12 protein-coding genes are annotated in these 13,810 nt (G+C 67.8%); 3 read left to right on the forward strand and 9 right to left on the reverse strand.

All coding sequences use genetic code 11. The features are described from left to right. Positions 1 to 7 precede the first annotated feature (7 nt). Positions 8 to 1,828: an SLC13 family permease gene (locus tag OG707_RS37040; protein WP_329126262.1), complete on the forward strand. Its 1,821-nt coding sequence runs from the start codon at positions 8 to 10 to the stop codon at positions 1,826 to 1,828. A 186-nt stretch (positions 1,829 to 2,014) separates the two neighbouring features. On the opposite strand, the gene OG707_RS37045 is transcribed toward OG707_RS37040, so the two are convergent. Genes OG707_RS37045 through OG707_RS37055 form a run of 3 tightly spaced genes read right to left on the reverse strand, consistent with a single transcriptional unit; the run spans position 2,015 to position 4,373 of the window. Beyond that, a complete protein-coding gene (locus OG707_RS37045; protein WP_329126263.1) occupies positions 2,015 to 2,260 on the reverse strand; it encodes a non-oxidative hydroxyarylic acid decarboxylases subunit D in 246 nt (81 codons plus the stop codon). Between the two features lie 46 nt (positions 2,261 to 2,306). Further along, positions 2,307 to 3,734 (reverse strand): non-oxidative hydroxyarylic acid decarboxylases subunit C, encoded by a 1,428-nt coding sequence (locus OG707_RS37050; protein WP_329126264.1) that lies wholly within the window; start codon positions 3,732 to 3,734, stop codon positions 2,307 to 2,309. 42 nt (positions 3,735 to 3,776) lie between these two features. Next, complete coding sequence (locus OG707_RS37055; protein ID WP_329126265.1) at positions 3,777 to 4,373, reverse strand: non-oxidative hydroxyarylic acid decarboxylases subunit B; 597 nt, start codon at positions 4,371 to 4,373, stop codon at positions 3,777 to 3,779. Positions 4,374 to 4,466: 93 nt separating this feature from the next. On the opposite strand from OG707_RS37055, the gene OG707_RS37060 reads away from it, so the two are divergent. Then, positions 4,467 to 5,381, forward strand: coding sequence for an AraC family transcriptional regulator (locus OG707_RS37060; protein WP_329126266.1), 915 nt, complete (start codon positions 4,467 to 4,469; stop codon positions 5,379 to 5,381). A gap of 249 nt (positions 5,382 to 5,630) precedes the next feature. On the opposite strand, the gene OG707_RS37065 is transcribed toward OG707_RS37060, so the two are convergent. After that, positions 5,631 to 6,098, reverse strand: a complete 468-nt coding sequence (locus OG707_RS37065; RefSeq protein ID WP_329128179.1) for a hypothetical protein — start codon at positions 6,096 to 6,098, stop codon at positions 5,631 to 5,633. 269 nt (positions 6,099 to 6,367) lie between these two features. On the opposite strand from OG707_RS37065, the gene OG707_RS37070 reads away from it, so the two are divergent. Beyond that, positions 6,368 to 7,420: a porin PorA family protein gene (locus OG707_RS37070; protein WP_329126267.1), complete on the forward strand. Its 1,053-nt coding sequence runs from the start codon at positions 6,368 to 6,370 to the stop codon at positions 7,418 to 7,420. A 402-nt stretch (positions 7,421 to 7,822) separates the two neighbouring features. Here OG707_RS37070 and OG707_RS37075 read toward each other — a convergent pair whose 3' ends face one another. The 5 genes from OG707_RS37075 to OG707_RS37095 all read right to left on the reverse strand — a co-directional run bounded on the left by OG707_RS37075 (position 7,823) and on the right by OG707_RS37095 (position 13,790). Then, positions 7,823 to 10,600 carry a right-handed parallel beta-helix repeat-containing protein gene (locus OG707_RS37075; RefSeq protein WP_329126268.1) on the reverse strand — a complete coding sequence of 926 codons (2,778 nt, stop codon included), beginning with the start codon at positions 10,598 to 10,600 and terminating at the stop codon, positions 7,823 to 7,825. 121 nt (positions 10,601 to 10,721) lie between these two features. Continuing rightward, positions 10,722 to 10,877, reverse strand: coding sequence for a hypothetical protein (locus OG707_RS37080; protein WP_329126269.1), 156 nt, complete (start codon positions 10,875 to 10,877; stop codon positions 10,722 to 10,724). Beyond that, the gene (locus OG707_RS37085) at positions 10,868 to 11,974 is read right to left on the reverse strand and encodes an aldo/keto reductase (RefSeq protein ID WP_443071441.1); all 1,107 of its coding nucleotides are present in this window, start codon (positions 11,972 to 11,974) and stop codon (positions 10,868 to 10,870) included. The genes OG707_RS37080 and OG707_RS37085 overlap by 10 nt, the downstream gene beginning before the upstream one ends. Then, positions 11,971 to 12,732: an SDR family oxidoreductase gene (locus OG707_RS37090; RefSeq protein WP_329126270.1), complete on the reverse strand. Its 762-nt coding sequence runs from the start codon at positions 12,730 to 12,732 to the stop codon at positions 11,971 to 11,973. Before OG707_RS37090 ends, OG707_RS37085 begins: the two co-directional genes overlap by 4 nt. After that, entirely contained in the window at positions 12,729 to 13,790 is a 1,062-nt protein-coding gene (locus tag OG707_RS37095; protein ID WP_329126271.1) for a zinc-dependent alcohol dehydrogenase, read from the reverse strand. The genes OG707_RS37090 and OG707_RS37095 overlap by 4 nt, the downstream gene beginning before the upstream one ends. Positions 13,791 to 13,810 lie beyond the last annotated feature (20 nt).

Below are 13,810 nucleotides of genomic sequence, written 5' to 3' on the forward strand. Positions count from 1 at the left end.
CTCACAGGTGAGCGACGCGGCGCTGTGCCTGACTTTGCTGGGTGTGGTGGTGGGCCTCTTCGTGTGGAACAGGCTCCCTGTGGAGCTGGTGGCACTGGGATCTGCGGTCGTCCTCTACGCCACCGGCCTGCTGACGGCCGATCAGGTCTTCGCGGGCTTCGGCGACCCGGTCGTCGTCTTCGTCGCCTCGCTGTTCGTGGTCAGCACCGCGCTGCAGGCGACCGGCCTGACCGCGTGGGCCGGACGGAGACTGTCCGCACAGGTCGGGACGGGACCGCGCAGCTTGACCACGGCGACCATGCTCCTGGCCGGGGCGCTGGCCGCGCTGATCACCGTGAACGGAGCCGTCGCCGCCCTGCTGCCCCTGGTCGTCATGCTCGGCATCCGGTCGGGCCAGACACCATCCCGCCTGGTGATGCCGCTGGCCTTCGCCGGCCACGCCGGATCACTGCTCCTGCTGATCGGCTCGCCGATCAACCTCATCGTCTCCGAGGCGGCCGACGAGAGCGGGGCTGGGCCCTTCGGGTTCTTTCAGTTCGCCCTGATCGGAGTGCCGATCCTGGCCGGAACCGTGGCGATCGCACTGCTCCTCGGGCCCCGGCTGCTGCCCCGGCGCGAACCCGAAGCCATCCCGCCCGACCTCAGCCGCCATGCGCACACCCTCGTCACCTACTACGGCCTGGAGCGGGACGCGGCGAGCCTGCAACTCGGCCCGGACTCCTCGCTCGTTGGTACCCCGCCGCCGGACGTCACCGCCCTGGCTCCTGCCGGGCTCCTGGTCGTCGGCGCGCTCACCGCGGACGGCCACGACTCCCGCGGGGACGCGCCGCTGCAGCCCGGCGATGTCCTGATCGTGCGCGGGGACCTCGCGCGGGTCGAGGATTTCGCCCGCGCCACCGGCCTCGTGGCGCTGCCGCCGCCGTTGCGGGCCCACCTGGCCGACGCCGTACTGAACAGCGACACCGGACTGGTCGAAGTGGTCGTCAGCCCGCGCTCACCCCTGATCGGCACCACCGTTTTCCCCGGCATGAACAGTGCCGACGGCGAACTCGTGATCATCACCGCTCGCCGCAGCGGACGAGACACCGGCCCCGGACCCACCGTCGTGCAGTCCGGAGACAGCCTGCTGCTGCAGGGTCCCTGGCAGGCCGTGCAGCGCACCCAGGCCCGCAGGGACCTCTTGGCAGTCGACCATCCGACCGAGATCCGGCGCGAAGCAACCGGACTGGGCCCGGACGCCTGGCGGACCGCCATGATCCTCACCGCCATGGTCGTGCTGCTGGCCACCGGACTGGTCCCGCCGCCCGTCTCCGGGCTGCTCGCCGCGCTGGCCATCGTGGCCTGCCGGGTGGTGACCGTCACCGAGGCGTACGACGGGATCTCCTGGACCACCCTGGTGATCGTCGGCGGCATGTTCCCGCTCTCCGTCGCCATCCAGGAGTCCGGTGCCGCCGACGACATCGCGCATGTGGTCGTCTCCGCCGCGAGCGGCAACGCCTATCTGCTCCTGCTCGCGGTCTTCGTGCTCACCTCGGTGCTCGGACAGTTCATCAGCAACATGGCCACGGCCCTGATCGTCACCCCCGTCGCGGTCTCCGCCGCCCACGACGCGGGGATCTCGGTGCTACCGGTCCTGATGTGTGTGGCCGTGGCCGCGGCGGCCGCGCTGCTGACCCCCGTGGCGACGGCCGCCAACATGATGGTCATGGGACCGGGAGGCTACCGCTTCGGCGACTACTGGAAGTTCGGCGCCCCGATCCTTCTCTGGTACCTGGTCGTCGCGATGGCGCTGGTGCCGCTGGTCTGGGCATTCCAGCCGCCGGTCTAGACGGAAGGCAGGGCGTCAACGACGGTTTCCGTGCGGGTGGGGCGGGTTGACGCGACAGAGCAGGCCTCTGGTCGCTGATATTGGGCAGATTCCCGGAGAATCCTGTGAGGCAGCCCCGGCACACCGGCTGCTCGAAGACCGGCCCCTACTGGCGAGACCACGCTGGGCGCCTCAGGAGAACCGGGATCAGCCGACGTTGCGCAGCGGCGGGACGGCCGGGACCTCGATCGCGTTCTCGATGTCCGCGACGGTCAACTTGAACTGCTCGGGGTAGGCATCGCGTTGCGTGCGGCGGGCGGGTTCGATGGTGCGCCAGGTGTAGAGGCACTGACGGCACTGGAGAACGTCCCAGACGCCGGGCACGGGCGAGGTGGCGAGCTTGTCGATGGTCTTGAAGGCACAGCGCGGGCAGATGGTGAGGTCGTCAGTCACGACGGGACTTCCTTCCGGGAAGCAGGGAACGGGCGGGGCTGGCAGGTCACTGGCGGCCCGCGATGAGCTGTTGGAGCTTTGCCGTCCACTCCTTCGTCTCGGGCAGATCCTTGGCCGGCGTCGAGAAGTTGCCGCGTACGTCGGGGGCGACCGGGGTCGTCGCATCGATGATCATCTTGCTGGTGATACCTGCCGGTTGCGCGGCGGGAGCGAGCTCCAGGACCGACAGGTTGGGGATGATGACGACATCGTCCTTGGGGTTGACCTTGGCGGACATGGCCCACAGGACCTGCGGCAGATTGAAGGGGTCGACGTCCTCGTCGACAAGGATCACCTGGGATACGTAACCGAGGCCGTGCGGGGTGGTCATCGCGCGCATGCCGACTGCCTTGGCGAAGCCGCCGTAGCGCTTGGCTGTGGAAATGATGACCATCAGACCGTGCGTGTACATGGCGTTGACAGCCTGCACCTCGGGATATTCGGCACGCAGTTGCTTGAGCAAGGGGACGCAGGTGTTGGGACCCACGAGGTAGTCGACCTCGGTCCACGGCATGCCCAGGTAGAGAGACTCGAAGACGGGGTCGGTGCGGTACGAGACCCGGTCGACCCGGATGACAGGCATGCGGCGACCGCCGGAGTAGTGGCCCGTGAACTCGCCGAAGGGGCCCTCGATCTGACGCTTGCGGGACTCGATGACGCCCTCGAGGACGACCTCGCTGCCCCACGGCACGTCGAAGCCGGTCAGCGGCGCGGTGGCGATGGGCGCGGGCGCCCCGCGCAGAGCTCCCGCCATTTCGTATTCGCTCTGGTCGTACGCCATCGGCATACCGGCCACGATCGTGATCACCGGGTCGTTGCCGAGAGTGATGGCGATGGGCAGGTCCTCGCCCTTCTCCTCGGCCTTGCGCAGGTGTTGGGCGATGTCATGCATGGGGACGGGCTGGAAGGCCAGACGATTGCTGCCGATGACCTGGATGCGGTACGTACCGACGTTCTGCTTGCCGAAGTTCTCCGGGTCCTCGGGGTCGCGGGAGACGACTGCGGCCTTGTCCAGGTAGAAGCCACCGTCACCGTCGTTCAGACGGAAAAGGGGCAGCATGGAGAAGAGGTCCACTTCGGCGCCCTCCTGGGAGTTCTGTCGCCAGGGGGCGTCCTCGCGGCGCTCGGGGGCGACGGGGAAGGCGTCCCAGCGGGCGGCGAAGGCTTCCACCTGCTCCTTGACCGGAGTGTTCCTGGGCAGGCCGAGGGCAAGGGCGTGGTTGGCCCATGAGCCGTGCACATTCATGGCGATGCGGGCGTCGGTGAAGCCCTTGACGTTGTCGAAGTACAGGGCGGGGGCGTTTTCGCCGATGCGTCCGGTCGCGTTGGCGGCCGCTGCCAGGTCGGGCTCGGGAAGGACCTCTTCGGTGATGCGCAGCAGTTGTCCCTCCTTCTCCAGGGTGTCGAGGAAACTGCGCAGATCGTCGTGGGCCATGAGTAACTCCTTTATGGTGCAGTGGACATGGGGCAATAGCCTTCAGGAGGCGGTCCGTAGTGCGGAGGCACGGGCGGCGCGCATGCCCTCCCAGCGCTTGGCGGCAGGCGCGGGCAGGTCGAACTGGTCGAGGACGCGGGCGGTGATGTGGTCGACGATGTCGTCGACGCTCGCCGGGTGGTTGTAGAAAGCGGGCATCGGCGGCACCAGCCGCACGCCCTGCCTGGCCAGGGCGAGCATGTTCTCCAGGTGGATCTCGCTCAGCGGTGTCTCGCGCGGTACGAGGACGAGTTTGCGTCGCTCCTTGAGGACGACGTCGGCGGCGCGAGCCACGAGCCCCTCCGCGTATCCGGCACGAATCCCGGCCAGCGTCTTCATGGAGCAGGGGACGATCACCATGCCGTCCGTGCGGAACGAACCGGAGGCGATGGTGGCGCCCTGGTCGTCGGGATGATGGGTGACATCGGCGAGCGCGCTCACCTCGGCGGCCGAGAGGCCGGTCTCCAGCTCAATGGTGGTGCGGGCCCAGCGGGACAGGACGAGGTGGGTCTCGATGCCCGGAAGCTGCGCCAAATTCTGCAGGAGCCGCACTCCGATGGGTGCCCCTGTAGCTCCGGTCATGCCCACGATCAGTCGCACTTGCCCACTCCTCGCACCTGGATCACCTGCGCCTTTGTGCTGCGCGCTGCTGATTCCACGCTAAGAGGATGATCGCGAGGGGCAGGGGTACGCTTGGGACTTGCGATGGGGAAAAACGGACACCTTGATGTCAGGGACCTGGAGTACACGGCGGCGGTGGGTGCGCCCACCGGCGTCGAGGTGGTCGAGCTGGGCAGCCTTTTCGATCGCTCGCGACGGCACGGCAACGACCCGTACGCGCCTCTGCGTCCCGCCTTCCACCAGCTGATCGCAGCGCGTTCGAGGCCCTTGCGAATGGCAGTGGACTTCGTCGAGTACGAACTGCCGCCCGGCTCCTGGCTGTGGATCCGGCCGGGGCAGGTGCAGCGCTTCGGACGGGATCTGGTGGCCGCGGACGGGGTGATCGTCCTGTTCCAGCCCGGATTCCTGCCGCCCGCGACCGTGGCGGCGGCGCATATGGACCCCCCGTACCAGCAGGAGCCGCTGCTGCCGGAAGGGGAGAACGCTCAGGCGCTGCAACGGGCCCTCGACCATCTCGCTTACGAATACAGCGAAATGGCCTCACTGCCGCTCGAGTCGCACGTGGAGGTGCTGCGGCACCTGGTGTCCGTACTACTGCTGCGTCTGGCGTCGGAGCGGGGCTCGGCGCCGCGTCAGGGCCCGGTGAGCGAGGTGTTCCGCCGGTTTCACGACGCGGTGGAGCGGGACCACGCGGTGACTCGGAGGGTGGAGGACTACGCGGCCGCGCTCGGTTACAGCCCTCGCACGCTGTCGCGGGCGACGCTGGCAGTCACCGGCGCGAGCGCGAAGAAGTTCATCGACGAGCGGGTTCTTCTCGAGGCCAAGCGCCTCCTGCAGCACAGCACCCTGCCGGCAAAGGACATCGCAGGGAAGGCCGGCTTCGAGGACGCGAGCGATTTCACGAAGTTCTTCCGCCGCCGGACGGGTACGACTCCGGCCGCATTCCGCGCGCGGGCGCTCGGGCAGGCACCTTTCCTCTCGGCTTGAACCGTCGGGCCCGCGCGGCCGCGGCCCTGGAGGCCCGCGAGGTCGAGCTGGAGCGGCGGGTGATCGCACGAGAGGAGCTCGTCGAGGCCCTGGCCGCGTCCGCCACCGAGAGTACTGCCGCGACGGAAGCCGAGGGCGGAGAAGATGTAGCGCCCATCGTTCTTCCCGGGCCGGTGTCCGTGCCGGTTCCGGGTGTGACCGTGCCACCTGGCGGGAGGAACTGCCGGTGTCACTGCTCTCGTTGGACAATCAGCGGATCCTGAACGTGCTGCAGGACCGGCCAGGCGGCGAGCCGGTGCGGGCCAAGGGCATCGCGGCGGCTCTTGGGCTCGACTCGTTGGTGCCGTCACAGGTCGAGGGAGTGCGCTCGAAGGCGAAACGCCTGGGTGAGCGCGGGGCGTGACGTCGCTTGGTCAGGTTGCGGTGCCAGCGCAGCACGGTGTCCGGCCGGGCCAGTAACCGGAGCCGACGCAGGGCCTGGTGTGGCAGGGGGATCAGCAGAGCGGCGAGGAACGCCCGGTCTGCGGGCGTGAACTTGATGCGATCCGTGCCGAGTTGTTGTTCCAGGACGGTGATCTGGTGGCGTAGGGCGAGTATCTCCGTGTTCTTGTCGCGATCGCCAATCGGGATGCTCACGGCGGGTCGCAGGACGGCGCCTCGCAACAGAACGGTGGCGTGGGCGGCCAGGCTCTCCAAGCCGTTCGGGAGCTGGGCCATCACGACATCACCGTGCTGCCAGTTGTGCCCCGGGCTCGACCCGGCTGTGTGACCGGGGGTGCGGAAGGTGCTGAATGCACCGGTCCCGAGGGTTGGGCAAAAAGCGTCAACCGTAGGACCTGCTTGTGTCGAACCCGAGCAATCGACGGCCGATGCCGCGCATACCGCTCCCGATCCGTCCTCAGCGCTCCACACTCCGAACCGCCGGTCTCCTGACTTCCATGTCATGCAATCGGCGTGCAGCTTCCCACCTTACGGAGGAGGACATCATGTCCATTCGCCGCTCATCCATCGTGCTCGCAGCCGTGGGTCTCGTCCTGGTCGTCCTGGGGGTGCTGGTCCGCTACGTCGTCGTTCCGATCGCCACAAAATTGCCTGGCGACACGGATGAAACTGTGCGCTATTCCGGCAAGGCGACGATGCTCAACGGCCAGGCCCTGCAATCAGGAGACACCGCGCACGCCATCAACTCGAACGTGCCCATCACCGTCGACCGGCGACTCCGGGTCACCTCGACACACGGTGACACGGCAATCATCAAGGACGATCTGACAGTACATGCCAGTAATCAGAACCTCGCCAGCTCCCATACGTACGCCATCGACCGGAAAGACATGAACGGTTCGAAGCCGCCGTCCGGGACAAGCGTGGAGCCGTCAAGGGGGGCCCTGAGTTCCGCCTTCCCTGCCGACGGCAAGAGGGACGACTCCTACTCGTTCTACGACTCGACCACCCGCGCCATCGTGCCCACCCACTACGCGGGGAGCGCGAAGCGGGCGGGACGCTCGGTGAACGTGTACAAGATCACGGCCACTGGTCCGGTCAAGGACCCCACGATGCTGAGGACACTGCCGAAGGCCCTCCCGAAGAAGCTCGCCGCCGGCCTGGCACCGAGCCTGCCTGCGGCCACCCAGGCCAAGTTCACGCCTGCCGCGGTCGCCGCTCTGCCGGATCCGGTGCCGCTCACCTACTCGGGGCGGACGACGATCCTGGCCTATGTCGACCAGCAGACCGGCATCGCCATCGACCAGACGATCGACCAGCAGGTCATCGCCAACACCGTCCTCGGAGGGAGCCGGACCGCTCTGCTGCCGGTGTCCGCCTTCAACTTCAAGATCACGCCCGCGAGCATGAGCGAGCTCGGTGACAAAGCGGCATCAGCCGGCTTGATGCTGACACTCATGAGCGACATCGCGCCGCTCGTTCTGGTCGTCATCGGGGCCGCGCTCATCCTGATCGCGTACCTGCGCCGGCGCAGGCCGCAGACGGAGTCCATCGCGGTGTCCGGGGACCATGCCGTGACCGGGAATCTCGTTGCCTGAGGGGCGGCCTTCGGTGAGCCGGGCGCACCAAGGCGCCCAGCTCAGCGGCGCCGGATGGGCGGTAGCGCTGAACCCCGTGATCGCTGATCCGGCCGCGGTCCGAAGGGCGCAGGCAGCAACGAGCCGCGCAGAGCGTCTAGTTCGGTGCGGCCGAGGGACTTGGCGGTGTCCGGGAAGTTCCCGTACAGGCCGAATCGACCGTGGAGCCCGCTCCGGACGGCTTCGAGGTCCACGCCCGGTGGACGGCTTCCATCTTCTTGCGGGGCCTGCGCGCCGGCGGTCTGCCGGACGCCCCCGCTGCCGCGAAGAGGGCACCCGGTCGGCACGGCATCCAACAGATAGGACCCACGCCCCGGGCGGGTGCGCTTGAATTTGGCGCAGGGCCCGGAGCGTGGAGTTGCGTTACCCGGTCCTGCGGGACAACCTCGTCGATCCGCCCGAGACGTCGATCACCTTGCCGCTGTTCTTGTTGAGGACCTTGGAGATCGTGTTCGTGGCCGAGAAGGGGTTGGAGGCGAACGCGTCCAGCGCACAGACCGTGTTGGAGGAGGCCGGGTTCTTCGTCCCGGCGCACACGACCTTGATCGTGTGAGGACCCGTAGCGAGCTCCGTACTCTCGAACAGCGGCACCTGCTTCGTCACCGTCGAGGCATAGGCGTCGATGCCCGTCTGGGTCAGGGCGCCGTCGATGTAGACGTCGACCTTCCCCATGTTCGGCTGCTTCATGCCGAGATACCGAATGCCCTGGCCGGTGAACGAGTACTGGACGTAGTCGCCCGCCCTGGCGGTGTAGTTCTCAGACCCTTTGAAGTCCTGCGAGTCGTTCCAGTTCGACCAGCCTGAGGAATAGGTGAGACCGGCGTCCTTGTCGTCGACGTAGGCCCAAAGCCGGCGTACGAGCGACTTCGACGCGGCGGAAGCGTTCCCCTGCGCGTCCACGACGTAGAGACGGTAGTCGCCGACCGTCGGCGGGACATTGATGGTCGTCGCGGTTCCGGCTGCCTTCGTCATCGTGGGGCCGACGGTGAACGTCGTTGTACCGGAGGGAGCCAGCCAGAGAGTCCTGGTCGCGTCACCGATGGTGCGGACGGGGATGGACGATTCGCCCTTGTCGGTGAAGGTGCCGGCGGGCAGGGCGTAGTCCTGCCGGCTCAGGTGGCTCCAGGGGACGATGTCCTTGTAGGCGGATTCCAGGCCGGAGTTCATGGCGATGCTGTACGCCTGTGACGGCCACACGTTGTCCGCGTACGCGTGCACGTCCTCGATGGTGCTGCTCGGGACGTTCTTGTCGGCGATCTTGTTGACGGTGCCGTAGGTGTTGGTGATGCTCAGGTCGTGCTGTCGGCCCCAGGTGCCGGAGTTGATGGTGTAGGCCACGTTCGGGTCGACGTCGAGAACGTTGTCGTGGAATTTGATGTAGGCGGAGCCTTCATCGGGGTGGAGTCCGTACTTGTGGCCGGCCGGAACGCCCTGGATGTAGTTGTTGCTGATCTCGGTTCCCGGCTGGCTGCCCAGCGTGTAGATGGGGGCGGAGTCGCCGAGCACCTGCATCGTGTCGACGAGCTGGTTGTGACTGATGGTGTTGTTCTTCGCTGTGGTGGTCGGCACACCCGGTCGGATCGAGTTCGCCGAACCGTCGAAGTTCCACCATCCCCAACCGAGGGTGATGCCCGCCCACGGGGACTTCTCGACCCGGTTGTGCTGCACGGACAGGGAATCGACGAAGTATGCCGACACGGCGCTGGACCCCTGGAACAGCACTGCGCTGTCGTAGAGGTAGTTGTCCGTTATCGAGATGTTCTTGCAGACGCCCTCGACGTTTACCGGGTACTTCTCGTTGTTCGTCGAGGTGTAGTCCCCGATGTACACGTGCTGGGGGTGCCCCACGGTGATGGCGGATCCGGCTATGTCATTCGTGACGTTGCCGGTCAACTGCGAGTCCGTCACGTCGTTGACCATGTTGATTCCGTCGGCGCCGGAATGCTGCACCGTGTTGCGCCGGAGGACGATCCCGTCGGCGTTCTCGATGTGGATGATCCCCGGCGGCAGGTCGACGTTGCGGTAGGTGTACGCGTGGAAGTTCTTCTTCGCGTACACGGTCGAGCTGGAGTTGCCCTGCTGGCCCTGCCGGAAGACGGAGCCCGCGACATTGGTCAGGTTCCAGTCGGAGTGCTCGACCGTGAGCCCGGAGAACGTGATGTTCCGCGCGTGGTCGGTCGTGGACGTTCCGGCGATCTTGATGAGGGTGGACACGTTGTTCGGTGCGAAGACCTGCGCCGACGTCATGTCCTCGGAGCCGGACTTGTAGTAGTACAGCGTGTGGTTCGTCTTGTTGAAATAGAACTCGCCCGGCTGGTCCAGGAATTCGTACGCGTTCATGAAGGTGTGCGTGCCGCCGGCGGCGTTGAAGTTGCCGTTCGGCGGCCCCTGGGCGATGGCCGCACCCGGCTGCTGGAACAGGGCGACGCGATTGGCGCCGTCCGAACTCGTTGTGATCTGACGGACTCCCACGATGGCCGTGGTCCAGGTCGTTGCCGACTTGATCTCGACGTCGTCCTGGTTGGAGGCGACAGCGGGCAGATCGGAGAGGCTGTACTTGGCTCCGTCGCACTGCGATCCCGACTCCCAGGCCCAGGGAGCCTGGCCGGCCGTGATGCTGTAGTTGCCGTAGCACCCGGCCGAGTTGATCGATTTCGAGGCCATCTGGGCGCGCTTGCCGTTGATGTAGAGAGCGCGGAGCTTGTTGTCGCGGTCCAGCGGGGCCTTCCAGATGTTCCCGCTGTGCTGTGTCCAGCCGGTCACCTGAACGCCTCCGTTCAGCACCGGCTTCTCGCTCTGGTAGGCGGCGTACACGACATGGTGGCCGTTCGTTCCGGAGTCGGCCGGCGTGAAGGTGATGGTGCTGCTCACCGGGTAGTTGCCGCCGCGGAGATAGACGTTGATGTCTCCGGTCATGTTGCTGTTGACCGTGCGCACGACGTCCCGGGCGTGCTGCAGGGTCTTGAACGGCGCGGTGATCGTCCCGGCGTTGGCGTCGTTTCCGCCGGGGGCGACGTAGTAGGTCGCCTGGGTCGCGGCCGAAGCCGGGGTCGGTGTCGTGAGGGAGGTCAGCAGCGCGGTGGAGAGAGCCATCGCAAGCACCGCTGGCAACTTGCCGATGGTGGAGGTGACGGGCTTCATCGTCTGCCCCTCCTGCTGGTCCGGGCGGTCGGGAACGCGTTCACGGGGCGGCTCCAGGGTGTGTTGTCAGTGTGGTTGACGTGCATCTTCATCGGCCCGAGCCCTTGGGTGGCCCGAGGACTCAGGAGCGTCGGTGAGTGGCACAACCTCGCGTATGGGGGCGACAGAAGGCGGTCGCGGCGCCGGTGGTGAGCGCGTTGATCTTGTCCTCTGCGAGGTTGTGGAGCAGTTCGCTCAGGTGGCTGCCCGTGGTGGTCACCTTGTCGATCAGGGGCATCGGGGACCACCCCCGCGAGTGCCGCCATCGTGTGCCGCGGACCGTCCATCGGGTGCGGGGAGGTCAGCCGTCCCCTGAGTACCGCTGGTGATCACTACGTCGGACCTGATCAGCCCCTGGTGCAGGAGATCGTCCCAGAGCGCCCCGGGTACGGCGTTTCGCTGGAGCTCCGCATTCCGTGTCACTTGTGAGCGATCGCGCATGCCCAGCGTGACATTGACGGTGCTGGGGTGGGTGGCAGGGAAGGCGATGGCGGCGGCGGGAATGCTGGTGCCGTGTTCTTTGCAGACGTCTGCGATCGCCCGTGCACGGGCGACCAGTTCCGGTGGGGCGTCCTGGTAGTCGTACTTCATGCCTTCGTCGGGCCACTCACGAGAGAGCAGGCCGGAGTTGAAGACGCCGACTGCGACAACGCTCTTGCCCGATTCCTGCGCGGCGGGCAGGACGTCGTCCAAGGCGGACTGGTCGAGGAGGGTGTAGCGCCCGGCGAGCATGACCACGTCGGCGGCGGTCTCGCGCAGGAAGCGGGCGAGCATGGCGGACTGGTTCATGCCGGCGCCTATCGCGCCGACGACTCCTTGGTCGCGCAGGTCGGCGAGGGCGGGCATGGCCTCGTCGGCGGCCTGCCGCCAGTGGTCGTCGGGGTCGTGCAGGTAGACGACGTCCAGCCGGTCCAGGCCGGTGCGCTCCAGGGTGTTCTCGATGGACCGCAGGACGCCGTCGCGGCTGAAGTCCCACTGTCTGCGCAGGTCGTCCCGTACGACGAAGCCCTCACTGTCGACGCCCTGCGGACGTTCGTTGGGGACGAGGAGCCGGCCGACCTTGGAGGAGACGACGTACTCGTCCCGGGGGCGCTGCCGCAGGGCCGCCCCGAGGCGCTGTTCGGAGAGTCCGAGGCCGTAGTGCGGTGCGGTGTCGAAGTACCGGATGCCCGCGTCCCAGGCCGCGTCGACGGCGGCCGACGCGTCGGCCGCCGAGGTGGTCCGGTAGAGGTTGCCGATGACCGACGCGCCGAATCCGAGTTCGGTGAGTTCGACGGAGGTGTGGTGGATGTTCCGGCGTTGCATGACGTCCTCCTCGTGGATGCCGACGGTCATCGGCCCAGCCATCCGCCGTCGACGGGCAGGACGACGCCGTGGACGTAGGCGGCGGCGTCGGAGGCGAGGAAGACCGTGGCACCCGCCAGGTCGTCGGCCTGGCCCCAGCAGCCGGCCGGGATGCGGTCCAAGATGGCTTTGCTGCGGGCAGGGTCGTCCTGGAGGGCCTGGGTGTTGTCGGTGGCTATGTAGCCCGGGGCGATGGCGTTGACGTTGACGCCGTGCGGGGCCCACTCATTGGCCAGCGCCTTGGTCAGTCCGGCGATGCCGTGCTTGGCGGCGGTGTAGCCGGGGACGGTGATGCCGCCCTGGAAGCTGAGCAGCGACGCCGTGAAGATGACCTTTCCCTGGCCGCGGGTCACCATCGCCCCGCCGACCGCACGGGTCAGCGTGAACTGCGCGTTGAGGTTGACCTGGAGCACCAACTCCCAGTCGGAGTCCGTATGTTCGGCGGCGGGGGCGCGGCGGATCGTGCCCGCGTTGTTGACCAGGATGTCCACCGCCCGCTCACGCCCGGCGAGGTCCGCGCCCAGAGCCCGTACGGCTGCGGGGTCGGCGAAGTCGGTCCGGATCGCCTCGAAGCTGCGGCCCGTGGCACGCACGTCCTTCTCCACATCGCTGCCGGCCCCCTCCAGGTTCGCGCTGACGCCGATGACGTCCGCTCCGGCCTCGGCGAGCGCGCGGGCCATGGCCCGGCCGATTCCGCGCCGGGCCCCGGTGACGACGGCGAGCTTCCCGGTGAGGTCGAAGGCGGTCATACGGTGACTCCCTGAGTGTCGTCAGTGGTGCTGGTGGTGTCGGTGCAGTCCACGAGGATCTTCATGACGTCACCGCCGCCCTCCAGCGCCTCGAAAGCGGCGGGCGCCTGCGTGAGGGGGACGACCTTGCTGATCAGCCGCTCGGCCGGGATGGTGCCGTCGGCGACCAGGGCCACGGCCCGCTCGAAGTCGTAGCGGTCGTACAACCGGGCTCCCACCAGGGTGAGTTCGCGCCAGAAGAAGCGGTGCAGGTTCACCTCGCGGGGGCGGGGGTGGATGGCGACGAGGCACAGACGGCCGCGTACACCCAGCACGTCGACCGCGGTCTCCACGCCGCCCGCCGCGCCGGACACCTCGAAGGCGACGTCCGCCCCCGCGTTCCCGGTCCACTGCCCCACCAGTGCCGGCACGTCGACGTCGGCCGGATTCCAGGCCGTCAGCCCCAACTCCTCGGCGAGCAGCCTTCGGTGGGCGCTCAGTTCCACCACTCGGACCTCGGCGCCCGCGGCCCGCGCGACCAGCGCGATGAGGATGCCGACGGGGCCGCCGCCGACCACGACGACCTTCTCGCCCTCGGTGACCTGGGCCCGGCCCACGTCGTGCACGGCGACCGCCGTCGGCTCGACGAGCGCGGCGCGGTCCAGGGGCAGGGTCTCGGGCAGGCGGACGAGCGTCGAGGCGGGCACGATCCAGCGCTGCTGCATGGCGCCCGGGGAGTCGATACCGATGAAGTCGAGGTGCTGGCAGATGTGTTGATGGCCTTGGAGACAGGCCGGGCAGGTGTCGTCCCAGCGCAGCGGCATCACGGTGACCGCATCGCCTGGCTGCCAGCCGTCCACGCCCCCGCCGACGCGGAGGACACGGCCGGACATCTCGTGCCCCAGGACTGCGGGCATACGTACCCGGGCGTCCATGTCGCCGTGGAAGATGTGCAGATCAGTGCCGCAGATACCGACATAGGCGGGGGCCAGCTCCACCTCACCGGGACCGGGGGAGCGGGTCTCGGCGGGAGCCGTGTCCAGGGCGCGGGCGGCCGTATAGCGGACGGCGAGTGTCATCGTGTTCTCCAGAGTTCCTT

Origin of the sequence: Streptomyces sp. NBC_01465 (genome assembly GCF_036227325.1) — a bacterium.
In the GTDB taxonomy this organism is placed as follows: Bacteria; Actinomycetota; Actinomycetes; order Streptomycetales; family Streptomycetaceae; genus Streptomyces.

Coding starts and splice junctions, on each gene's coding strand:
- OG707_RS37065 (WP_329128179.1), bottom strand. CDS start 6,098: ATGGCCCAGCTCCCGAACGGCTTGGAGAGCCTGGCCGCCCACGCCACC.
- OG707_RS37075 (WP_329126268.1), bottom strand. CDS start 10,600: ATGAAGCCCGTCACCTCCACCATCGGCAAGTTGCCAGCGGTGCTTGCG.
- OG707_RS37070 (WP_329126267.1), top strand. CDS start 6,368: ATGTCCATTCGCCGCTCATCCATCGTGCTCGCAGCCGTGGGTCTCGTC.
- OG707_RS37050 (WP_329126264.1), bottom strand. CDS start 3,734: ATGGCCCACGACGATCTGCGCAGTTTCCTCGACACCCTGGAGAAGGAG.
- OG707_RS37080 (WP_329126269.1), bottom strand. CDS start 10,877: ATGCCCCTGATCGACAAGGTGACCACCACGGGCAGCCACCTGAGCGAA.
- OG707_RS37085 (WP_443071441.1), bottom strand. CDS start 11,974: ATGACCGTCGGCATCCACGAGGAGGACGTCATGCAACGCCGGAACATC.
- OG707_RS37090 (WP_329126270.1), bottom strand. CDS start 12,732: ATGACCGCCTTCGACCTCACCGGGAAGCTCGCCGTCGTCACCGGGGCC.
- OG707_RS37095 (WP_329126271.1), bottom strand. CDS start 13,790: ATGACACTCGCCGTCCGCTATACGGCCGCCCGCGCCCTGGACACGGCT.